Source organism: Pseudoalteromonas sp. P1-26, assembly GCF_001401795.1.
Classification (GTDB): domain Bacteria; phylum Pseudomonadota; class Gammaproteobacteria; order Enterobacterales; family Alteromonadaceae; genus Pseudoalteromonas.
This window is the reverse complement of record NZ_LKDX01000021.1, coordinates 34,312-56,503: the sequence shown is the minus strand read 5'-3', so window position 1 is coordinate 56,503 and position 22,192 is coordinate 34,312. Positions and strand designations below refer to the sequence as shown.

Genomic DNA, 22,192 nt, shown 5'->3' with positions numbered 1-22,192 from the left:
TTTGAACTTTCTGCTTAATTATCCATCGAAATAAATACTTATAGCATTCAGTTATACCAATTCGCTTAATTAAGTAGTCTATTTTGAGGCAATAAAACCTCGTTGATAGCAAGGCAATAATTTCGTTATTTAGTTTTTCTAAATCAGAAATTTTTAACGCAGATAGCGACAGGTTTAATCCCTCAAAATGATTAAGTATTATTGCGGGTTGGTATTAATTAAGTTTTATTTATGAAATGGATTACCTTCTCCAAATGCGCTTATTCTCTTATTGTTTTAGCCGCACTGATTACTCTAGTCATCACCATTGATAATTTTGACAGTTCAAAAAGTCTGCCAATTGGTTTTGTTTTATGGGGGATTTCGCCCTATTTATTAATGGCGTGGATGGTTGAACACAGTAAAACAAGAGTGGCACAAATTGCCACGTTTATTGTCACTATTATGTGTGCCTTATTTGGTACTGTGACCATAGGTTCAATCTATTTTTCTCATGATGCACAATCAGCGCTGGTGTTTCTTTTTGCGCCATTATGGCAATGGCTAGGATTATTAATACTCTGTATTCCACTGTATTTTATGAATAAGGTCACATCTAAATCGAACCGAGGCTCGAATAATGGAAGCTAAACGGAAACACGATTTTGAAGGCTACTTGCTTGAAGCTGGATTTTTAAGCATCGAGCAAGTGCTAAACCAGCTTTAATAGCAAACACTACCACTGGGATTAAACTAGCTGCAGTTTGTCACTGTGTATTTTGTAAAGACAAACTCACTGCCATGTAATTTTGAGCCCAATTAGCCAGCTCCACGCGGTTACGCGATGCCGTTTTTTTGAATGCACTGTACAGATGGGTTTTAACTGTATGATCGCTGATATTTAAACGCTCTGCGATATCTCGATTACTCGCACCTTGGGCAAGTAAATGAATCACTGATTTTTCTCGTTTAGTCAGTAAGCTGAGGTCAATATCTGTATTTACCGAATCGTTACTAGCATTGAATTGGCTGCGAGACATTGCAGATAGCATATGGTTAAAGGTAGTAGAAATACTCTTACGGCTAAAAAACAGCTCGCCATTGATCACTCTGACCAGCCCTGCAAAAATATCCTCAGGTGATTGATCTGCAAAAAACACCCCTTTAATGCCATTTAAAAGTAAGTTTTTTTCGCAAATTGCATTAGCGTCCGCATTAAAAATAACCACTAAATGTTGCTTAGCAAGTTGCACTAACTCTGCAGGTAGTAAGTCTTTCCAATGTGCGTCAGTGCTATCAATCAAATAAAGGTTAAACTCTTCGCGCATAGAGTCTTGAGGCAAGCTTGCATCGACTTTTACGCGCATAAAAAACGCATCGAGTATTTTAATTAAATATTGATAATTTTGGCTGCGGTTTTGTAACCTTGGCTGTGTTTTTAGAAATACAGAAGTTGGTTGAATCATCTCATTTCTTCCTTGAAACATTTTATTCACAATACCTAATTTAGATACATGATTCAACCATTCATAAGCCTTTATTTTGGCAATTTACAACATTGCTAACCCATTTGGATGGCCAGATATTCAGGTTAATATAATGTAAACTAACAATACTCACATCTCCCCTTTTACAGCGAGTCATCAAGTATTTTGTAAAAACGTGAAGTTACACCATTCGTCCAACCGAATCCTTGTTGTACTGTGTATTCGCCACCACCTGCACGGCTAACTAATTCACACACATTGTATTTTTCAAGGAGGCACTTATCTTCTGCAAAACGCATTTCGATCATACTCAGCCAGTTTTTTATGATCGCTTGTGCCTCGCTGACAAAGCCATACTCTGTTAAACCTTTTACAGCAAACCATTGCAGCGGCGCCCAACCGTTAGGACTATCCCATTGTTGTGGTGTACTACACAATGTTGTCACTAAACCACCGGGCTTTAAAAACTCACTCATCAGTTTATGCTTCACTTGTTGAGCTTGTTGTACAGATGCAGCGCCTACAAACAAAGGAACAGCCATTGCCATCGAATCGACACTACTTTGCTGATTGAGTCGAATATTGTAATCACGATAAACACCCGCCTCAGAATTCCAACAATAGGTATTAATTGCATCTAAGCGCAGTGTAGCCAGCTCAGCAATCGACTGGCTCTTTTGTTCTTTACCAAGTAAACGGTAAAAACGAGATAACGTATGCTCTAAGTTATACAGTAAGCTATTCAAATCAACCGGTATGATATTGGTTGTTTCAATGCTTTTTAAGTCATTATGATCACAAAGCCAACGGCTACTAAAGTCCCAGCCAGACTCGCATGCAGCACGAATATGTTGAAAATAACTTTGCTGCTGCTCACTAGTTAGCCCTTCAGCGTCATGTAAATCTTCTTTCAACGACTCTGGTCGTGGCGAGCGGGCGCTATCCCAATATCGATTTAAAATAGCCCCATCAGACATTTTAACGACACGCTTAGTAGCTTGTTTATCGTCAACTAACTCTTCACACCCTTTCATCCAAAACTGATATTCAGCTTCAAGTGCTATGACGGCGTTTGCCAGCCAAGTTAAATCTGCTTCATGTTTATATTTAGCGTCCCATAGCATCGCTATCATTAACGCCAAAACAGGTGGTTGCGAGCGAGAGCTATAATAAACACGGTTACCATTTGGAATACAGCCATTACGTTCTTGTAGGTCAATAAAGTTATTAACCATGGCTTCAATGGTGGCTAGGTCGCCACAATCTTCTAAACCCAAGGCTGTAAAATAACTATCCCAATAATAAATTTCTTGAAAACGGCCACCCGGCACAATGTAGTCAAACTGCAAAGGCATTAGTGAGCTTGCTAAATCAGTATCAGCATTGCGATGCAAATGCGGCCATAGGTCAAGAATATACTGTTTAACTGATGTGGTATCTAATTTCGCAGTCGGAATAGACTGATCAGCAAAAACAAAGTTCGACATCACAAATTCACGCAGCGTATCACCTTTTAAAGGGCCTACAAGTTGATATAACTCACAAGCACTTTGCCAAGATAAGTTTGGCACTGCATCGGCAAACATTTTTGAATCAGCAAACACTTCTGCTAGCTGTACGTCTTTAAATAATTGGCTATTAACGAAGTTCATGATAATCCCTTATGCTGCGCTTGAAGCCGCTTGATACTGTGGTTTTAGAGTGATTTTCTTAAAGATTGAAACGGTGATTAATAGCAAGGCTATTGGCACTAATGTGAGATAAAATGCATGCTGACCGCTAAATTTATCAAATACAAAGCCCGTAATAATTGAACCTGTTGTTCCACCTAATGCAGAGAAAACCACAATTAAACCAGTCATAGCAGCATGCTTGTGCTTAGCAAGTGAACTCAGCATCACAGAGTTAAGTAACGGGTAAATCGGTGCCATAAAAAAGCCAATCAACGGCAGCATGTATGCTGCAAAAGGCACATCAAACACACTTTTCACTTGGCTTCCATCTACATCGTGAGTCAAAGGCAGCACCAATAATACGAGCACACCCATAGCGACCAAGCAGCCCATTAATAAACTAAACCAACTAATAAACCTAAGTACTTGCCCTGCTACCAAACGACCAAGCGCTAACGCAGCTGCAAACAAACTGGCAAGTTGGATACTGACATCAACAGGCAATTTTAAAACTTGGTTATTAAAGGTCGGCAGCCAAGTGCCCACGCCTTGCTCAATTAGTACATACATAAATGCACTAAGAACAAAAATAAGCACAAGGGGTTGGTAAGTCAGCTTTAACATATCAATAAAATCATGAAGCTGCGATTGCTGATTAGTTTTTAGTTCTGGCGATTTTATTGGTGCCGCAATCACAGAAATAAACGCCACCGCAACAATCACTGCAAGCAAGTAATAAACATTCAACCAGTGGCTACTTTGCGGGTTATCAGCGTCTATGAATAACGCAAAAATCCAATAGCCCGACAGCACCCCTAGCATAAACACCCCTTCAATGGTGTTTAATAACGCTGAATGTTTATTAGCATTATCAGTCATTTGACCAATAACAGAGTAAACAGAGATTTTCATAACAGCAAAACTGCAACCAATTGCGGCAAAGAGCGCTTTTAAAATCCAAAAGTCGGCAATGCTCGGAACAACCAAGCACATTGCTGCTACCAGTAATAAAGCACCGAGCATAGCAATTTTATAGCCTATGCGAGGGATAAATGACGCCACTAAAAATGACACAATGGCAATACTAAGATCCTTAAATCCTTCAAGAACAGACGCCTGAGTTTTGCTTACATCTAAGCTATTGATTGCTTGTAAAATAACAGTGCCTACACTATTGAGCATAATAGCAAAGACAAAATAGCTGCATGCCAGCGCGATAGTTATTCTTATAGGATTCATTCACTTCAACCTATGATTATTTTTATTCAGTCTAGTTTAGCGCAAAACAAAATGCAAACGTTTGCATTTAAAATTACACATATTGCTAACATTCAATAGGTTTAGCGCTGACTCGACTGCCTATTTACTAGTTCTATTTCAACAACTTGAGATTCTACCGACTGGCCTGCTAACTGGGCTAACAACTTTTCAACAAGAATAACTGAAGCGCGTTGAGTATTTTGTTTAATACTCGACAAAGATGGGTGACTGATATCTGCCATGGCAATATCATCAAAGCCCACGAGGGCAACGTCGTTTGGAATACTAATGTAACGCTCTTTCAGGGCTTTCATCGCACCAAAAGCCACCATGTCACTACATGCCATAATGCCATCAAAGCACAGCCCTTTTTCTACCAACAATTGGTTAATTCCTTTATAAGCAGCACTACTAGTAATATCGATAGAAACCACGTGAGGAGTGGCTTTGGCTTCATTAATAGCATCTAAATAACCACGGTGGCGTTCACTAATTTCAGCGTGCCCAGGGTCACCTAAAAACAATATGTTTTTAGCACCATTTGACAATAAGTGCTCAGTCGCTATGCGACCACCTAAATAATTATCGCTGCCAACAATTGGGTAACTGCTGGGTGTTTTTGGATCGCCCCACACAACTAAAGGAACACCAGCACTCGCTGCAGCTTCAATATTTGCTTGGCTTTTACCTTGGCCGACCACAATAATGCCATCGGCACGGCGGCTATTAATAAAGTAATTTGCCCAATCATCACTGGCCATAAACGAATTAGAGAGTAATAACTCTAAGCCAAATTTATTTAGCGCTAAATTTATTTCACCAACAATTTTAAGTAAGAAAGGGTCGTTAATAGACTGTTCTGTATCACCATCGAGGTTAATAATAACCGCAACAACATTGGTTTTTTGGGTGCGAAGGCGGCTAGCAGCCGTGTTTAAACTAAAGTTATGTTTTTTTGCTAACTGTTGAAGCTTGTCGCGAGTTTCCTGCTTTATCAATGGGTTATCATTGAGCGCACGAGATACTGTCGACGTAGAAACACCGGCTAATTTCGCAAGATCAGCTAACTTTAATTTTCTATCATTCATGATACTGAAACACTGCTTTCCTTTAAAACATATGCTGGCAATATACCACCATTTCGACCAAACCGCTGCGCCAAAGAGCATAATATTTTTTCAGTAAGCAAAACAGACCAACTCACCCTGTGGGTAAAAAAAGGACAAAAAATTGAAAAAACAAATTGCAAACGTTTGCATAAATCTTTATGGTTTATAAAAGCAAGGTGTTAACAATTGCAAAATATTCGCTAATACATTGCTTTCAACAACATAAAAAATGGGAACACACAATGACAACTACATACACACGCAGTGCGCTAGCCTCTGCAATTTTGCTAGCTTTGAGTGGCCAAACAGTTATGGCCGAAGAGCAACCAGCTAAAGAAAAAGTAGAACGAATTATTGTATCTGGTACACCTGCAGGTATTGGCGTACGTAAAATTGATGCTGGCTATGCAGTAACCAATATCGATGCAGATCAAATTGTTAAATTATCGCCAAAAAGTACAGCTGATTTATTCAAAGCCGTGCCGGGTGTGTGGGTAGAAAGCTCGGGTGGTGAGTCTGGCGCGAACGTATTTGTACGTGGTTTCCCTGGTGGTGGTGATGCACCATTTTTAACATTAAGCCTTGAAGGTTCGCCAATTTATCCTGCGCCTACTTTGTCATTTTTAGAAAACTCGTCGTTATTCCGTTTAGATGAAACAATCGAAACGATGGAAGCATTACGCGGTGGTCCAAACCCTGTTGTATCAAATGGTCAACCTGGTTTAACAACTAACTTCCGCCTTAAACGTGGTAGTGAAGATACCGAAGGTGTATTCAAATACACAACTTCAGATTATGACCTTCAACGCATTGACGCTATGGTTAGTGGTGAGATTTCTGATGACTTATTCTTTATGGTGGGTGGTTATGTTAAAAGCTCTCCAGGTATTCGTGATGCAGGTTTCACATCAGAAAAAGGCAGCCAGTTCACCATTAATATCACTAAAGAATTAGAAAACGGCACCATTAACTTATACACGCGTCAAACAGACGACCATGGTGCTTGGTACTTACCAACGCCACTAAATGTTGACGGTGTTGATGCAAGCTACACGCAGCTGGGTACTTTAAATCGCCAAGCGACTATTTACACTGGGCCAAATAATGACGAGCAACAGATCGACTTAGGTGAAGGCCGTGGTTGGAAAGGTCATGTTTCTGGCGGTAGTATCAAACTTGAATTCGATAACGGTTGGAGCTTCACAGATCGCTTCAACATCACCAAAGGTGATGCAAACACGTACGGCTTAGTACCTGCGGGCTCTGCGACAACAGTGGGTGCAGTGGCAGATAACGGTGAGACAGCAACAGGTGCAGTAACTGGCACAGAATACGATGCAGACACAGCGGTTCAACAACTTGGTCGTTGGGTGGTATTAAAAGAAATTAGCGCATTCACCAATGATTTAGCATTCGCTAAAAAGCTTGATAATTTATCACTGGCCTTTGGTTATTACACAGCAAGCACATCAGCAAATGACTGGTGGAGCTTAGGTAACACAGCGTATCACGTGCTTGAAGCAGGCGGCGAAATGCTAGACGGCATCGAGTGTAATGCAAGTGTTGATGGTTGTGACTTCAACTACGATATCAACTCTACAGGCGATGCACGCACCAATGCCTTTTACACAACAGCTCAATATAAATTCAACGATGACTTTACGCTTGATGCCGGTGTTCGTTTTGAAAACCACGAAGTGGAATACTCGGTTGATGAAGGTCTTGATGGCGTAATCGACAAGTCAGTTCAATATGACGAAAGCAAAACATCGTGGACAACGGGTATCAACTACTCAATTAATGATGACATGGGTGTATTTGCTCGCGTAAACCGTGGTTACAAAATGCCTTACTTCGACGACTTCCGCGATAACTTTAGCGCATACGAAGGTGGCGAAAAGCTAATAAAAGAAGTAACACAAGCCGAGTTTGGTTATAAGCTATTAACTGATAGCACCGATTTCTATGCAACATTGTTCACTAATGAAGTAAAAGGTGACACCTTTGTTCGTCGCCCTGGTGTACCAGCTGAAATCTTAACAAACGAAGCCTACGGTATTGAGCTTGATTATAACTACAACCACGAATCTGGTTTCTCAGTTAACTTAAACTCAACGCTTCAAGAAACAGAAATCACAGAAAGCCCAAGCAACGAAGGTAACGAAAGCCAACGTCAGCCAAAATGGCAAGTACGTGTAACACCAAGCTATGACTTTGAAGTAAGCGATATGTATGCAACCTTATACGGCACAATCTCAGCGGTTGATGATCGTTGGGGCGACAACGAAAACACAGTTGTATTAGAAGGTTACGAAAAAGTAGACATTGGTTTAATTGTTGAGCCTATGGAAGGTATTAAAGTGCAATTAGCGGTTGATAACTTAACTGACGAGCAAGGCATCACCGAAGGTGACCCTCGTAATGCTGATGCACCGAATGGTCGTTACATTATGCCTCGTACTACACGCTTAAGCATTAGCTACGAGTTTTAAGCGATTCTCCCAAACCCCTTGATTGAAAGAATCAATACCCAAGCCACAGTGTTTTATAACCTGTGGCTTTTTTGTTTTTATACTTCCAAAAAAAGTTTATTAATTAAGCCATTATCTTGATCATCAAGTTGTTCTTGTAAAGCTCGAATAAAATCCATTGACGTTGCTGGTCGATTTGGATGTGCGTATTTTTGCCATACTGATTTTAAAGCTGCCACAATCACTGCATCCCCAAATTCATTCCTAAGCTTCGCAAATACAAGAGTAGCTTTGGAATACTGATCGTAACTTTTTGAAGAATCTACCAATGCTTGCTTTGTTGAAATATCTAACCTAGAAGCTTGTTGATATCGTTGAGTTTCATACTTAACTAATGCTTCTACAGCCTTTTTTCCATAACGCTTTTCAATCACCACAAGCTCTATATATTTAGCTAGTGATTCAATCAAAAAAGCGCTATCTTCAGGAACATTATTGCCAATATCATGACCAAACCATTGATGAGCCGTTTCATGTACTGCACGGCGGTAGCGTTGATCAAAACCTCCGCCCTCACTTGGTTTAGCTCTAAAACCGACCTTATTATCAATCAAAATAATTTCAGGTAATGCAAACCCTGTCCCACCAAAACCCGTAGAGTCAACCAGACTGAGCTTTGAACCTTTGTACGCATTTAAATTATTCTTAAACCAAGAAAGCGTATCACTCATAGCTTGTAAGTTAACTTTTATAGCATCTTGATCAGCTTCAGTTGCACTTGATTTAGAATAAACCTGTAACTTCACCTCTTCATAAATTAACTCAGTTGCTGCAAATGGAAACGATAACCAAGCCGGTAAGTTGTTAATTGGCACTGTCGTCTGAAATTTAAAAACAGCTCTTTGCCCTTCAACAATATGCTCTATATTCTTACCCTGTGAGACGACCTGATAACCTAATGCAGTGGTAACTTTGCTTTTCATGGTAATGCGTTCATAGCTATCTGGTACTTGGTATGTTGCATTAAAAAGCTTTGAAGGCGGTGTTTTAACATACATTGGAAGCCCATAATCTAATCTTAACTGCTCGTCATCTAATTCATAGTTTCTTTGATATCCAATCGTCGGTAATAGCGGAACTGAACGAATATAACTAAATTCAGGCGTTATGATTTGATGCCCTTGTATGGGCCATAATTTGGCCTGCTTTACTGCAAATTGCGTTTTAAGTTGCCTTGTTTCGAATGGCTGAAGTGCATATTTAAACTCGTAAATAGCTTGGTTCATAGATGGATAAAATGCGACTAGCTCAGCTCCTTCTATTTTAATATCTGCCCATTGATAAAAGCCTGCACGACCTATCAATACCTGTTTTATTGGTTTTGTGTGAGGGTTAGTAAATGAGTAGGTTAAGTTGAATTGGGCTGATTGCTTATACGGATAGAAATCTATTTCTGCATCGATATGACTCACTTTTGGCTGAGCTTTATGTTTCCAATCAGCGAACATTTTTTCATAATTTGCTTTAAATGTTTCTCGTTTATGAGAATTACTTAGTGGCTTTTCTGAAATTAAATTAGCATGCAGCTGCCAAAATAAACTGATAGCCAAAACCGCTGGTGTTAAGAGCCAAACATCTTTATTTTTAAAAGCTCGACTTCCCATTCCTGTGCCACGGTGATTAAAAGCCTGACTAACAAGCACTACACTAAGTAATAATACTAGCCACGCGCGGACATAAGGCCAGTAACTACTCAAACTTGCGCGATAGCCCCAAAATTCATTAGCCGGCTGCAATGGTGTCCAAGCTACACTCCAAAACGTGTGTGTTAGCCCTAAATAAGTCATTACTGGAGTAAATTTAAGTAACAAAATGGCAAAAACCACTAAAGATGCAATAAGCTCTGAACGCATTAAATTGAAAATACATATAAATATCGAAGCAATAATAGCTAGCGGCAGTCCCATTAAAGCTAAGGTATAAATATGTTGATAAGCATCAAAGTTACTACCAATAAAAAACTCAGCTAGTGATGCGCCAACGAAACCAACAAACGAAAAAACAAACACCAAACTCACTATTGCCAATAATTGGCTATGCAAAATCGAAGCAGTCTTAATAGGCGCTGCCGCAATTATCTCTGCTATTTTATAGTGCCTAGCATGACAACTAAGTTGCCAACTCCATAGAGCCACCAGTAAACAGCCGAGCAATATATACATATCAAAGGCATATTGATTAACAGCATCAATGCTAGTTGCTTTAATAACACTCATTGGTTCTGCATACTGGGAAGAAGATGCAACACTATTAAACACCAACCCTAGCCATATAAGTAACAGAATGAGAGTTATTGGTTGTTTTAAAATATTTAAAATTGCAGCTTTATATAGCTCAAATAGAATCGAGCTTTGACGAAATGTAGGCTTTACCGTTTGATATTGAGTGTTAGTCCTAAGTTCAGACTCAAGACACCGTTGTTTAGGTTGCTTTGGCTGTGAATGTGCTTGGGGATGCGAGCTAACAGCATACGTAAAAATAACAAATGCCAGAGTAAAACAAATAAAACGATTAGTATAAAAGGGCGTATTTTGTGACTCGCTAAAACTTGCTATTACCGTTGTATAAGCAAATGGATCTAACCAGATAAATAGTTGATAGAACGTTTCGTTTAGTACATTACTTCCTGCCAAAATTGGATTACCCGTTATACTCGCAGCGAACAAATAAGCTATCCAAATGCTTGCAAAAACGGCATAGATAATCATTGAGCTTCGAAACCTTTGACAAAGCCAAAATGCCAAAGCAATAAGTAAAAAACAGTTTATAAGTAGGACAAAGCTACTATAAAAAATTGTATAACCAAGTATTTGCCAACTAAATCCATTATTTTGAAAATCTACGAAACTCATAACCAACGTACTGCTTAATGAAACCATCATTAATAGACTTACAAAACCACCTATTCGAACATAGTTTTTTTGTCTTGAACTTACTGATGCAACAGCAATAATTTCATCCATATGAAAGAGGTGATCACGTAAGAAAATTGCTGGCGATAATGCTCCAACCAATAAAACCAATTGCATCATGTGTAATGACACTAAATGCAATTGATACTGCTGTAATGGGTCAACATTACTTGTTGCAAGTCCTGAAGAAAGTGAAAATGCAAAACTTGGCGCAATAAGCAAGCACACCCAAACTATTGGTTGACGAAAAAGATACTTTAACTCATTAATTATTAACATAATTCGCCTCTTTGAGATTTTAGTTCAAAGAAGTACTTATCTTGTAATGATTCTGTCGCCAAAACAGCTCCTATAGTTGGGCGTTCTGCGGCATAAACTCGAAAGACGGGCTCACCATATCGATAACTTTGGCTCAGTACTAAAGCATCTTTTGGCAGTACGCTTGGCAAAGTTTTTAATACCCATACTTTACCTTTGAGTTGGCTTACTAAGTTATCAATATGGCCACTTTGGATCAGTTGACCACCTTTAATCATCGCCACAAAGTGACATTGGTTTTCTATGTCTTCCACTATGTGTGTTGATAGCAAGATCAATCGATTCTTACTCATTGATACTAATAAGTTATTGAGACTCTCTCGCTCAGCCGGATCAAGCCCTGCTGTAGGCTCATCTAAAATAATTAATCTGGGATCACCCAACAATGCTTGAGCAATACCAAAGCGTTGTTTCATTCCCCCAGAAAAGTGACTGACTCTTTTATTTGCATGTTGAGTTAAGTTTAACGCAGTAAGCAGGTCATCAATCTGTTGCTTTGTCTTTTTAATTTCAAGCCCTTTTAATATGGCTATGTGTTCAAGTAGTGCTCTACACCCCATATGTGGGTAAACACCAAATTGCTGTGGTAGATAACCAAGTTGCTTACGTAACTTTTCAGGGTCTTTTAATATATATAAGCCACTAAACTTTATACGGCCAGAATTAATAGTTTGCAGGCATGCAAGGGTTCTCATCAAACTAGACTTACCAGCGCCATTTGGCCCCAGCAACCCTACCATGCCACTGGGTAACTCAATGGTTATATCGTTAAGTGCTTGAGTTCCATCAGGGTATGTTTTCGAAATATGCTCAAGTGTTAGCATTTATTGGCTCCTTAATTAGCACAAATCTAGATTAAGGAATGGTAAAGCTCGCTGCTATGAAGCAATGATCAATGATTCAAGTTTGATGATGAAAGCAAAAATTCTTCTTTCGTCATCAAAAAAAGAACTTTCATCAAAATGTGGGTGAATAAAGAAATAAAAACGTTAAGCTAAATCTATCATAACGCTTAATCAGTGTATTACTCTCTCAGTTTCCACATTATTTAGAAATTAGAGTAATATATAAATATCATAAAAAACAACAGTGTAACGTAGCAAAAATAAAAATGAACGGAGTAGATTTTGCTGGCAACTATTAGCTATTTATCATCACCTAAAAACATAAAAAGCATGGTTACTCTACTACCATTAATCGCTGCGATACTACTTGAAAGCCATATTCGTTATCTTTCGCTGAGAGTTGATTCACCCAGTACTTATCTAACAGTAAATTTACAGCTAATTTTTGAGTGTATCCCCTTCTTAATCGCTCACTGGATGGCATCTCAGCATTCTTTAAAGCAGGCTTCATTGTGGTGGTTGTCTGGGTTTATTGGTTACCCAATACTCACTTATCTATTAAGCAACAGCTTGCCAACTTATGATAAATGGCACTACTTACAAGAACAATGTTGGTTACTTTGCAGTCTAGCAAGTTTACTTTGGCTTTCATCCCAACGTTTTAAGAAAAACCAAAACTCTAAATTAACCAGTTGGATTAGCTCATTGTTTACATTAAATAAAGTTGTTTTTGTTATATGTTTTGGCTGGGCATTTGTCATGGCTGGCATACTTAATAGCCATGAAGCCCCTCTGCTAAATCAGCCATTCGCATTGATATTTGATACTCAAAAACTACTTACAAACTTTTATCAATTCATTTGGTATTTTTCTCAGCTTTTGGTCTACGCAATTATCGTTCACGGCATTTTTTTATTTAATCGTTACATTTTAATACGTCAACTATTAGCCAAATATGGAGTGCTCATTTTTGTATCTGCATGCTTAATTAGCATGGTTATTTTCACACCATTATTTGTCGCTATTGTGCTCACATTGCCTGTTAATGACTTACCCTCATATGTTGCCAATTTAACTCCTGGAGGCAACCAAGATATTATCAATAAGTACAATTATCAGTTTATGTTTTTATTTTTAAGTATCTCGACTCCCATTATCTTGGCGTTTGAACGCCAACAGCACCACCATAAATTAGAAGAAGTTGCCAAACAGCAAATAAGAACAGAACTAAAGCTATTACAGCAGCAAATTAATCCGCACTTTTTATTTAATACATTAAATAACTTATATGCACTTGCATTAACAAAATCAGAAAAGACACCTGAATTGGTATTACAGTTGGCTGACTTACTGAGATACACCGTCTATGAAGGGCAAAAACCACTCGTTCCACTCGAAAAAGAACTAAATTACATTAAAAACTTTCTTGAACTGCACAAGATAAGACATGCAAATAATTGTAGATTTAACCTAGTATGGCCTGAAACTAGTCACTCTCTTTCGATAGCACCACTGCTTCTAATCATTTTAATTGAAAACACCATAAAGTACGGTGTTGAACACGCAAAAGAAAACGCTGAAGTAACGATAAAACTAACATTAAATGATAACGTTTTAACTTTATTTTGCGAAAATAGCATTCCTCACAAAAGTGATAACGCTGATTCAGGTATGGGGCTAAACAATTTAAAGCGGCGTTTAGAGCTACTTTATCGAGAAAGACATACTTTAGTGGTGCGCAATCACAATGGACTTTGGCAAACCACCCTCTCTTTGGAATTATCAAATGATTAAAGCAATTGTTGTTGATGATGAACCACTTGCTCATCAAGTAATTCTTCATCATTTAGAGTCTCATTCAGATATCAAAGTAGTTTCTCAGCATTTCAGCGCTAAAGATGCTTTGTACCAATTAGCAAAATCAACTATTGATGTCGTATTTTTAGATATAAACATGCCAGAATTGTCAGGGTTAGAACTCATTCAAGCACTCGCTAACCCGCCTCAAATTATTATTGTGAGTGCTTATGAAGAATATGCACTCACAGGCTATGAGCTAAATGTTACTGATTATTTACTCAAACCTGTATCAGCACAACGTTTACAGCAAGCAATAAATAAAGTGCGTGAGCGGATTTCCCAAACTCCGGAAAGCAAATCAATCACTCTAAAAATAGATCGCGAAAAACGCAAGCTTAGCTTAGATACAATTAAATACATTGAAGCATATGGTAATTATGTAAAAGTACACCAAGATGACCACACGATCCTCGCAACAACGACACTAAAGCAGATCTTAGAGCAGCTAATAGGCTCATTCACTCAAGTCCATAAATCATACATAGTGAATAACAGCAGAGTCGTAGCTGTTACAAACGAACATGTAGAGTTAGATACTAGTGACAAGATAAAAATTGGTAAATCATTTAAAGAACACTGCAAAGTTTTACTTTAGAGAATGCATATCAGATGATCTACAAGTGTCTTATGCTGTGAGCTTGGCCAATGAACGCCTTCTGAAGGGCATGGCGTTATTAATTCAAAGCAGTTAACAAAACTACAGTCGTTGCTGTCAGCAACATTTTTAAACTCTTCCACTAACTGTTTTGCTTTTAGCTCTGCACCTGCATATATAGATTGATACGCGCCAACCTCATACACCGCCGCCGGGCTTAGTATCATTATTTTGGGTAATTCGCGGTGCAGATAGTAGTTTTTTATATCTAAAATGAGTGTTTCGAGGGCATTGGCAATATCAGCAGGCGACAGTGCAAAACGGCGCTTTAAATCATTCGTGCCGAGCTGAATAACAATCATATCTAAATGATAAGCCGCTAAGTAGGGCTCTAAGTATTTAATGCCCAGTTTATCGCCACTGAAAGGCGGGTCGTTCACCAGTGTACGATTAGGCTGGCCAGCTTCAATAACTTGGTAGCCGGCACCTAATTTAATACCCAGTAAACTAGGCCAGCGCTCATCGGCTGCAAAGCGCTTACCATCGACGGGGGAAATACCATAAGTATTTGAATCACCGAAACATAAGATATTCATTAGAATGGATTCAGTGTGTAACCTTGCTGCTGCAACTGTGCATGCGCGGTCATTGCCGATAACGCCATTTGCACACCAGGAATAAGCTGCTGCTGTTTTACCTTCATGTGCGTTGCAGACTGCCCGCACACATACACAACGGTATTATGTGCCAACAATTGTGAGATCAATTGCTGATTTTTATTGTCACTGTCAAAGCGCTGTTTATAAAAACTGTTTTCCAGTACATCAACACTTGCGCCACCATGCACAACTAAAGCGAGTTGAATGTTCTCAGGCTTCACACCATGGGCTATATGCATATTAATAAACCGTGCTAATGAGTTCATTTTGTTATTCTGCGCCCCTTTTTCTGCCGCATCAGCTACATCAAATGCCACTTTGAAAACCGTTTGATCAGAGATTTCTGCATGGTTTGGCACATCATAATAAAAACCAAAACCTTTGATAGCAGGCTCAGCTTGCTCTGCATAACTAAACGAAGATAATAAGGCTAAAGATAAACCTAACAGTGTTGATTTCATAAAAGTTCCTGTTGTTTTTTACTCTAGCCTACCTTGTTTAAACGCGTTTAACTAGCATCAATATGATGGTGCGCTTTAAAGGTCATGCCTAAGTAATTAAAGGTGTTTTTAAACATCTCGATAAACGCGTTAGGTGCCTGAGCAGATCCTGCATTTGAGAGCAATGAAAACTGCTTTTCACGCAGTGTTCTCAGTTTTGGCCTGAGAGTTTCATCATCCATGTAATCAGTGATCCGGTCTAAAAACGCTTTAAACTGCGGTGTGGTGTTATACCAATACACAGGTGATGCCAGCACCCAGTGTTGATAATTCAACAGCGCTTCAAATACCGCATAAAAATCATCATTTTTATATTGCTTATCGTAGCAATAAGGCGAGATAACATAGTCATCTAAACATACTACATCGCCGCCATACTGCGCTTTATAATCATTAACTTGTAAACTCGTATTACCCTTTTTTCGCGCACTTGAATAAATAATTACCGTATTTGTTATTGGTTTTTGTTGCATGACTATCACTCCTTTTTTATGATGTGCGCAGCGTAAAACCTCAAGCTAACTTTAGGTCAACACATTGGAGCAAATTATGTCAGATAAGAAACTTATTGATGCAAACCTAGCGGTTGGATTTGTGGCAAAACGCAGTGGCGTAAAAGTTTCGACCTTACATTTTTATGAATCTAAAGGGCTTATTCGCAGCTGGCGTAATAACGGTAACCAGCGCCGCTATAAACCCGATGTATTACGCCGAATTGCCGTTATAAAAGCTGCGCAAACCATGGGCATAACTCTTGAAGACATTAAACAAACGTTAAGCACCCTACCCGAGCAACGCACACCCACTAAACAAGATTGGGCAGCTCTTTCAAAAGTCTGGCAAACGCAATTAGATGAACGAATTCAATACATGCAACGTTTGCGCGAACGCGTTAATGGTTGCATTGGCTGCGGCTGTTTATCAATGGCCAAATGCCCTATCTACAACAAAGATGATTATTTAGGTGAAGAGCACAGCGGCGCTGTGCTGTTAGAAAGAGATTAATACGCGACTGTTTGTGCTCTTATATTAACTGCAAATAATACAGTGAAGACAGTGCACTGCAATTAACAATAATTGTTAACCAAAGTACGGCAATAAAACTGCGTTTTTTTGATTTGTGTCTTAACCATTGCTGTGCAATTAATGAACCTGGCCAGCCGCCGATTAATCCTAAAATATGCAGTGTACGCTCAGGTACTCTTATCACATGCTCGCCATGTTGCATCGCTAAACGTTTATCCCAGCCATATACCAAAAAGCTTATTAAGCTCGCTACGCTGTAAGTGCCTGCAATAAAGTAAGTAATATTAAGTTGCCACGATACCAGCCATATCAGCGCTAAAAACAACAATGAAAATGTAATTAATGTTTTCTTAATCAACGAATTATCACCTATACTCTGCAAAACAAATTAATTTTATCGGGGCGCTATTATGGCATACCTAAAATCACTTTTACTATCAATCTGCCTATGTTCACTTTCTGCTATGGCAGCAGAGCAACAACTTGATGACAAGCTAAAAGTGTTTGAGCCTTACTTAGGCACGTGGCAGTCAGACTTTAATGTCGCAGCAGGTAAACCTGCGGTGCAAGATGTGAGTAGCTGGCAACGCGCGCTCAATGGCACGGCAATTAAAACCATTCACTCTATCAATGAAGGTGAATATGGTGGTGAGTCGATGATTTTTTGGGACAATAAAAAGCAGTCTTTGGTGTTTTATTACTTCACTACGGCAGGGTTTTATACTCAAGGTACTATGAATGTACTTAGCCCTACTCAGTTTGTTGCTTATGAAAATGTAACGGGTAATAAAGAAGGGATTACTAAGGTGAAATCGACAAGCGAGTTTAAAGACAACAGCTTTGTGGTGTCGACCTCTTACCTTAAAAAAGGCCAGTGGACAAAACCCGATACCCGAACTTACACCCGCAGCGAAAAAGCAGTTAAGTTTAAATAAAAGCTTTAAAAAGGGTAAGGCGCTTATTACCTTACCCCCATATATCAGTGCCTAAAGTCAGCCATTAATGCTGGAATACCTGGCAGCATACCTACTATTGCCATCACGCTTGTTAAGATAACAAACATCACTAATGGAATGATCCAGCGGCTCATTGGAGACAGCTCAGAGCTTCGCTCTTTACAACCAATTAAGCCCAGATTGTCGAGCAACATAGTTAATGACCAGCCAAATGCAGGATTCACTAAAGTCGATGAAAACACCACAATAGCAGCCGATTGCGTAGTTTTACCTTCGCGGGTCATTTCCATACCCGCTTCTAGAAGCGGGATAAACACACCGACTATTAACGCGACACATAACACGGGTTGCCAAATTGCTAAATCCATTGGGTAGCCCCAAATACTGGCAATAATACAAAATAATGCCGTTAATACCGCTCCCGCAGGAATTGGGCGTTTAGCGATGGCTGCTGGCACGATGTAGGTTCCCCATGAAGAGGTAAAGTTAGAGCCGCCTAACAAAGAACCAAATGTTTGGCGGATTGAAGCACTAAACATGGTATCGTCAATATTCATTTGCACTTTTTCTGTGCGTTCTGGGTAACTAATTTTTTGGAATACTTGATGCCCTAAAAAGTCAGGTGACCACATAGCAACCGCAAGCACCGCGAATGGCAATACCACTACAAAGCTCTCTAGGGTTGGTAAACCCAGCATCCAACCGGTATTTTCACCCCACCAATACATTGGGTTCATATTTGGTAAACCCGGTGCTGTTTTAAACTCAAACGGCGCTCCCAGTAAAAATGCAATTAAACCGCCAAGTAAACAGCTTAATGGCACAGCTAACCAACGTTTTTTGTAGTGCTCAAGTAATGCATACAACACGATAGTCGACAAAATCACAATGAAAGCAATATGGGTCATATCAATACCTTCAGCCCATGCAAACAGATTTTTAACCTGCGAAATCGTTCCAATGAAACCAAGGTAGAGCAGTAAACCGCCACACACGCCTCGGCTGGTTAACCCCGCCAGTAAACTCCCTCCTTTACTAATTGCCAGTAACAGACCAAACGCCCCTATCAGTAAACCGAAGGCCATTGGGTGACCCCCTGCAGCAACCACAATAGGGATCAAAGGAATAAGCGGCCCATGCGTACCCGCTAAGTTTGCTGTTGGTAAAAAGAAGCCCGAAAATAATAAAATGAAGATCGATACAATTAACAGTTCATAACGCACGTTTTCTAGAATAAAGCCTTCACCTAAGCCCAATGGCGCGGCAAATGTTGCAGCAATTGCACCCACCATGACCACCTTGCCTATGGTGCCTGCCATGGCAGGGATAGAGTCTTCTAATTCAAACCGATAATCACGAAACGGTAAGTTAGGACGCCAGCGCTTAGGCTGCATAATTTGTAATTCGTGTTCAAGGTATTCGTCACGACTCGAAAATTCACTACTTGGTTTATGAAGTGCTTGATAGCTTTGCTGGTCGGCATGAGTATCCGATCCTTGTTCAGCAGGCGTTTTTGACGCTGATTGCTGCCTCGTATTCATGAGTTCTCCTACTGCCTATCTTGAAAAATTGTGTGAGTTTTTATTATGCAGTTAGGGTAAAGCAGCCAGATACAAAACACGATTAGGCAAAAGGTCGGGTATGAATTTATAAAATAGGTGTTTTTAATAAGTTGAGAACATCTGAATATAATCTTAACGCATTGATATTTATTGAATTACTGATAATAAACCCTTTTAAAGAATAAGCTCTTGGTTGTTTTTTAAGCACATTAACTATTAGTCTAATAAATTGTATGAATAGCAAACAACTAGAGAAAAATCACTTTTAGTTTAATCTAATTTGCCTATTCTCCAACTGCTAATATACTAATTTATTAGTAGCTTGATTAATACTAACTCGCCGGTCGGTGGCTTTCTTACATAAGCACATAAAGGGATGTATGAACACACAGCTCAAACCTTGGCAATTTAATATCATTGTTTGCTCTGTTTATCTGCTGTTTGGCTTGTTTACTATGCAAGTGTTAAAAACACTGGCGGTATGGCCACCAGCAGGAGTCGCATTAGCAGGCTTGATGTTATTTGGTCGTAAAGCCTGGTTGGGCGTTGCATCAGGCACCTGTTTAGTTGTGCTTTGTTACTTTTATCTCAGCGGCTTAAATCCATTCACGTTTAAACACATAGCAATAAATGCCGCAACAACCACAGGTAATACTCTCGCTGCTTTAACTGCATTTTGGCTAATTAACCGAAAACTTAAACAACACACACTGCTGACAAGCGTCACCAGTTTAGCCAGAGTGTTTATTGTTGCTTGCATTGCGATTGGCGTGATTTCTGCGCTTTTCGGTGTGGGCATATACTCGCTAGTTAGTATCGAGTGGTTTAATGGCTTCTATGTTGGCATATTAAATTGGAGCATTAGCAATGCCCTAGCGGCGATTGTATTCACCCCAGCCCTTTACTTTTTATGGCGAAATTGGCCGCACCCGGTCACGCCTAGTGAATTTTCTAAACTTCTGTTGCTAACTTTGACCGTGGTTTTGTTGTGTTATTTTATTTTTGGCCCCGCATACACAACCATGACATTACCATTTTTGCAACCTGCATTACTATTGTTTCCGCTGCTTTATGCAGCTACGCGGTTATCACCAACCGCCACCAGCTGCATGAATATGTTGGTGTTTTTTGCAGCTTGGGTCGGAAGTAATCAAGGCTGGGGGTATTTTTATTATCATCATCCTAAAACAGCTGAAGTGACCATGCAGTTTTTCTTTTTATTCACTCTTTCAGCGGTATTACTCATTCAAGCCGTATTTATTCAGCGCAAGAAAGAACAACAAAAACTAACCACCATGCTCGAACAAAAAGTAGAAGAAAGAACCTATGAGCTAGAACGTGCTAAGCATGAAGCATTAGCCTTATCTGTGACAGATCATTTAACACAACTTTATAATCGCCGTGGTTTCTTCGAAAAGGTTAATCAGCAGTTTGCAAAATATCATGACGCGCAAGGTACCTGCTCCTTATTACTGTTAGACTTAGACCAATTTAAAGCTATAAACGACAAGTTTGGCCACGCTACTGGCGATGAAGTAATACGAACCACCGCACATAAGCTCATCCAACATAGCAAAGCATCAGATATTGCGGGACGCATTGGTGGTGAAGAATTTGTCTTATTTTTACCTATGGCAAATAACCACACAGCCTTTGCTATCGCAGAAAAGATCAGAGCCGATATCGAACAACAAGACATCATCGCCGACAACAAACACGTTAAATTCACCGTGAGTATTGGCGTAAGCACCTTACAAGCAAGCGAACAGCACATAGAATCGATGTTAAAACGCGCCGATAAAGCATTGTACCAAGCCAAAAACCAAGGCCGTAACCAGGCGCAATGTAGTTAGAATGAGTTTCGAGTTGCTAGTTACGAGAGACGAGGTGCGAGGTGCGAGATGCGAGATGCGAGGTGCGAGGTGCGAGGTGCGAGGTGCGAGTTACGAGATGCGAGGTACGAGGTACGAGATGCGAGGTGCGAGCATGTAGCAGCGATTTTATATCGCGTTTTATTCTCCTATCGCCCTTACCTCACCCATGTCGCGGCATAAAGCTGCTGCTACCTTGTAGGCGTCACGCTTGCTTGGCGCGCGAAACAAGTTTCACGCCTACGTCCAAGGGTTTAACTTTTGTGTGGTGGTTAATTATTCATGACTAAAGTCATTCCTACGAGATGTGAGGTGCGAGATGCGAGATGCGAGATGCGAGATGCGATAATGAGCTTAAGACTCCTTGCACTATACGACTAGTAATTAATTAACGGCTCTGTTAAAAATACACTGACTGTGGAAGAAAACGAGCTATAAGCCCGTTAAGTTTAATGGAATTACTATCCTTGTGAGGTTCAAATGGAAATTGAAGTAAACAGACCAAAACAATATCATGATAAAATTAGAGATTACACTTTATGGGCCGACTCTAAAAAAATCGGCAAAGTCAAACCCAACTCTTTAGCCAACTACACAATACCTGATGACGCTGAATTTATCTGGTTCTCCATTGATTGGTGCTCTAGCCCTAAACTTTCTGTCAAAGATATTCAATCAAATAAAGTAACTGTTTCGAACACTATGAGCAGAAACTTACTATCGGGACTATTTTTACCCATTTATTACGTTACTTTTGGTAAAAATAATTATCTAACAATTACGAGCGATGTATAACCACCCTTAATCGATTTTAGGTTCGATTACTTCATCGCATAACGATATTTTTACCCTTTGTCGCGGCATAAAGCCGCTGTAACCTGTAGGCGTCACGCTTGCTTGGCAGGCGAAACAAGGTATTAGTTACGAGTTACGAGAGTAAAGTTACAAGGAACGAGATGCTAGGGGCGAGAAACGAGATGCTAAGGGCGAGCTTGTAGCAGCGATTTTACATCGCGTTTTTCTCGAACCTCGTATCTCGTATCTCTCAC

19 protein-coding genes are annotated in these 22,192 nt (G+C 39.6%); 8 read left to right on the top strand and 11 right to left on the bottom strand.

Features of this window, described 5'->3' with window-relative positions:
- Nucleotides 1-231 precede the first annotated feature (231 nt).
- Nucleotides 232-630, top strand: coding sequence for a hypothetical protein (locus tag AN394_RS11830; RefSeq protein WP_055021611.1), 399 nt, complete (start codon nucleotides 232-234; stop codon nucleotides 628-630).
- Between the two features lie 116 nt (nucleotides 631-746).
- On the opposite strand, the gene AN394_RS11825 is transcribed toward AN394_RS11830, so the two are convergent.
- The 4 genes from AN394_RS11825 to AN394_RS11810 all read right to left on the bottom strand — a co-directional run bounded on the left by AN394_RS11825 (nucleotide 747) and on the right by AN394_RS11810 (nucleotide 5,487).
- Nucleotides 747-1,445: a helix-turn-helix transcriptional regulator gene (locus tag AN394_RS11825; protein ID WP_055021610.1), complete on the bottom strand. Its 699-nt coding sequence runs from the start codon at nucleotides 1,443-1,445 to the stop codon at nucleotides 747-749.
- A gap of 164 nt (nucleotides 1,446-1,609) precedes the next feature.
- On the bottom strand, nucleotides 1,610-3,118 hold the full coding sequence (locus tag AN394_RS11820) for a trehalase family glycosidase (RefSeq protein WP_055021609.1): 1,509 nt from the start codon (nucleotides 3,116-3,118) through the stop codon (nucleotides 1,610-1,612).
- A 9-nt stretch (nucleotides 3,119-3,127) separates the two neighbouring features.
- Nucleotides 3,128-4,378, bottom strand: a complete 1,251-nt coding sequence (locus tag AN394_RS11815; protein WP_055021608.1) for a sugar MFS transporter — start codon at nucleotides 4,376-4,378, stop codon at nucleotides 3,128-3,130.
- 101 nt (nucleotides 4,379-4,479) lie between these two features.
- Nucleotides 4,480-5,487, bottom strand: coding sequence for a LacI family DNA-binding transcriptional regulator (locus AN394_RS11810; RefSeq protein ID WP_054562534.1), 1,008 nt, complete (start codon nucleotides 5,485-5,487; stop codon nucleotides 4,480-4,482).
- 263 nt (nucleotides 5,488-5,750) lie between these two features.
- On the opposite strand from AN394_RS11810, the gene AN394_RS11805 reads away from it, so the two are divergent.
- Nucleotides 5,751-8,000, top strand: coding sequence for a TonB-dependent receptor (locus tag AN394_RS11805; protein WP_055021607.1), 2,250 nt, complete (start codon nucleotides 5,751-5,753; stop codon nucleotides 7,998-8,000).
- A gap of 77 nt (nucleotides 8,001-8,077) precedes the next feature.
- Here the strand turns inward: AN394_RS11805 and AN394_RS11800 are convergent, their stop codons facing one another.
- Complete coding sequence (locus tag AN394_RS11800; protein WP_055021606.1) at nucleotides 8,078-11,230, bottom strand: M1 family aminopeptidase; 3,153 nt, start codon at nucleotides 11,228-11,230, stop codon at nucleotides 8,078-8,080.
- A complete protein-coding gene (locus tag AN394_RS11795; protein WP_055021605.1) occupies nucleotides 11,224-12,093 on the bottom strand; it encodes an ABC transporter ATP-binding protein in 870 nt (289 codons plus the stop codon). Before AN394_RS11795 ends, AN394_RS11800 begins: the two co-directional genes overlap by 7 nt.
- Nucleotides 12,094-12,684: 591 nt before the next feature.
- Here AN394_RS11795 and AN394_RS11790 point away from each other — a divergent pair.
- Together AN394_RS11790 and AN394_RS11785 are read left to right on the top strand one after the other, a co-directional pair.
- A complete protein-coding gene (locus AN394_RS11790) occupies nucleotides 12,685-13,908 on the top strand; it encodes a sensor histidine kinase (RefSeq protein ID WP_235575487.1) in 1,224 nt (407 codons plus the stop codon).
- Nucleotides 13,901-14,569: a LytTR family DNA-binding domain-containing protein gene (locus AN394_RS11785; protein ID WP_054562538.1), complete on the top strand. Its 669-nt coding sequence runs from the start codon at nucleotides 13,901-13,903 to the stop codon at nucleotides 14,567-14,569. The genes AN394_RS11790 and AN394_RS11785 overlap by 8 nt, the downstream gene beginning before the upstream one ends.
- On the opposite strand, the gene AN394_RS11780 is transcribed toward AN394_RS11785, so the two are convergent.
- From AN394_RS11780 to AN394_RS11770, 3 genes are read right to left on the bottom strand one after another with little or no spacing between them, the layout of a single operon-like run.
- Nucleotides 14,566-15,165: an SGNH/GDSL hydrolase family protein gene (locus tag AN394_RS11780; RefSeq protein ID WP_055021604.1), complete on the bottom strand. Its 600-nt coding sequence runs from the start codon at nucleotides 15,163-15,165 to the stop codon at nucleotides 14,566-14,568. The genes AN394_RS11785 and AN394_RS11780 overlap by 4 nt on opposite strands.
- Nucleotides 15,165-15,689: a DsrE family protein gene (locus AN394_RS11775; protein WP_055021603.1), complete on the bottom strand. Its 525-nt coding sequence runs from the start codon at nucleotides 15,687-15,689 to the stop codon at nucleotides 15,165-15,167. The genes AN394_RS11780 and AN394_RS11775 overlap by 1 nt, the downstream gene beginning before the upstream one ends.
- 47 nt (nucleotides 15,690-15,736) lie before the next feature.
- The gene (locus AN394_RS11770) at nucleotides 15,737-16,201 is read right to left on the bottom strand and encodes a flavodoxin family protein (protein WP_055021602.1); all 465 of its coding nucleotides are present in this window, start codon (nucleotides 16,199-16,201) and stop codon (nucleotides 15,737-15,739) included.
- 76 nt (nucleotides 16,202-16,277) lie between these two features.
- Here AN394_RS11770 and soxR point away from each other — a divergent pair, with 76 nt between their 5' ends.
- On the top strand, nucleotides 16,278-16,733 hold the full coding sequence (gene soxR, locus AN394_RS11765; protein ID WP_054562542.1) for a redox-sensitive transcriptional activator SoxR: 456 nt from the start codon (nucleotides 16,278-16,280) through the stop codon (nucleotides 16,731-16,733).
- A 19-nt stretch (nucleotides 16,734-16,752) separates the two neighbouring features.
- On the opposite strand, the gene AN394_RS11760 is transcribed toward soxR, so the two are convergent.
- Nucleotides 16,753-17,112, bottom strand: a complete 360-nt coding sequence (locus AN394_RS11760; protein WP_055021601.1) for a DUF1294 domain-containing protein — start codon at nucleotides 17,110-17,112, stop codon at nucleotides 16,753-16,755.
- Nucleotides 17,113-17,164: 52 nt separating this feature from the next.
- Between AN394_RS11760 and AN394_RS11755 the strand changes: the two genes are divergently transcribed.
- Nucleotides 17,165-17,689: a hypothetical protein gene (locus tag AN394_RS11755; protein ID WP_055021600.1), complete on the top strand. Its 525-nt coding sequence runs from the start codon at nucleotides 17,165-17,167 to the stop codon at nucleotides 17,687-17,689.
- 44 nt (nucleotides 17,690-17,733) lie between these two features.
- On the opposite strand, the gene AN394_RS11750 is transcribed toward AN394_RS11755, so the two are convergent.
- Nucleotides 17,734-19,251, bottom strand: coding sequence for a DUF3360 family protein (locus AN394_RS11750; protein WP_055021599.1), 1,518 nt, complete (start codon nucleotides 19,249-19,251; stop codon nucleotides 17,734-17,736).
- Nucleotides 19,252-19,652: 401 nt separating this feature from the next.
- Between AN394_RS11750 and AN394_RS11745 the strand changes: the two genes are divergently transcribed.
- Together AN394_RS11745 and AN394_RS11740 are read left to right on the top strand one after the other, a co-directional pair.
- Nucleotides 19,653-21,125, top strand: coding sequence for a diguanylate cyclase (locus AN394_RS11745; protein ID WP_055021598.1), 1,473 nt, complete (start codon nucleotides 19,653-19,655; stop codon nucleotides 21,123-21,125).
- A 498-nt stretch (nucleotides 21,126-21,623) separates the two neighbouring features.
- Nucleotides 21,624-21,938, top strand: a complete 315-nt coding sequence (locus tag AN394_RS11740) for a hypothetical protein (RefSeq protein ID WP_054562547.1) — start codon at nucleotides 21,624-21,626, stop codon at nucleotides 21,936-21,938.
- Nucleotides 21,939-22,192 lie beyond the last annotated feature (254 nt).

Bases quoted from the DNA above. Each gene is read 5' to 3' on its own strand.
- AN394_RS11805 (WP_055021607.1), top strand. From the start codon at position 5,751: ATGACAACTACATACACACGCAGTGCGCTAGCCTCTGCAATTTTGCTA.
- AN394_RS11830 (WP_055021611.1), top strand. From the start codon at position 232: ATGAAATGGATTACCTTCTCCAAATGCGCTTATTCTCTTATTGTTTTA.
- AN394_RS11775 (WP_055021603.1), bottom strand. From the start codon at position 15,689: ATGAAATCAACACTGTTAGGTTTATCTTTAGCCTTATTATCTTCGTTT.
- AN394_RS11780 (WP_055021604.1), bottom strand. From the start codon at position 15,165: ATGAATATCTTATGTTTCGGTGATTCAAATACTTATGGTATTTCCCCC.
- AN394_RS11800 (WP_055021606.1), bottom strand. From the start codon at position 11,230: ATGTTAATAATTAATGAGTTAAAGTATCTTTTTCGTCAACCAATAGTT.
- AN394_RS11740 (WP_054562547.1), top strand. From the start codon at position 21,624: ATGGAAATTGAAGTAAACAGACCAAAACAATATCATGATAAAATTAGA.
- AN394_RS11820 (WP_055021609.1), bottom strand. From the start codon at position 3,118: ATGAACTTCGTTAATAGCCAATTATTTAAAGACGTACAGCTAGCAGAA.
- AN394_RS11750 (WP_055021599.1), bottom strand. From the start codon at position 19,251: ATGAATACGAGGCAGCAATCAGCGTCAAAAACGCCTGCTGAACAAGGA.
- soxR (WP_054562542.1), top strand. From the start codon at position 16,278: ATGTCAGATAAGAAACTTATTGATGCAAACCTAGCGGTTGGATTTGTG.
- AN394_RS11825 (WP_055021610.1), bottom strand. From the start codon at position 1,445: ATGATTCAACCAACTTCTGTATTTCTAAAAACACAGCCAAGGTTACAA.
- AN394_RS11810 (WP_054562534.1), bottom strand. From the start codon at position 5,487: ATGAATGATAGAAAATTAAAGTTAGCTGATCTTGCGAAATTAGCCGGT.
- AN394_RS11815 (WP_055021608.1), bottom strand. From the start codon at position 4,378: ATGAATCCTATAAGAATAACTATCGCGCTGGCATGCAGCTATTTTGTC.
- AN394_RS11795 (WP_055021605.1), bottom strand. From the start codon at position 12,093: ATGCTAACACTTGAGCATATTTCGAAAACATACCCTGATGGAACTCAA.
- AN394_RS11770 (WP_055021602.1), bottom strand. From the start codon at position 16,201: ATGCAACAAAAACCAATAACAAATACGGTAATTATTTATTCAAGTGCG.
- AN394_RS11785 (WP_054562538.1), top strand. From the start codon at position 13,901: ATGATTAAAGCAATTGTTGTTGATGATGAACCACTTGCTCATCAAGTA.
- AN394_RS11745 (WP_055021598.1), top strand. From the start codon at position 19,653: ATGAACACACAGCTCAAACCTTGGCAATTTAATATCATTGTTTGCTCT.
- AN394_RS11755 (WP_055021600.1), top strand. From the start codon at position 17,165: ATGGCATACCTAAAATCACTTTTACTATCAATCTGCCTATGTTCACTT.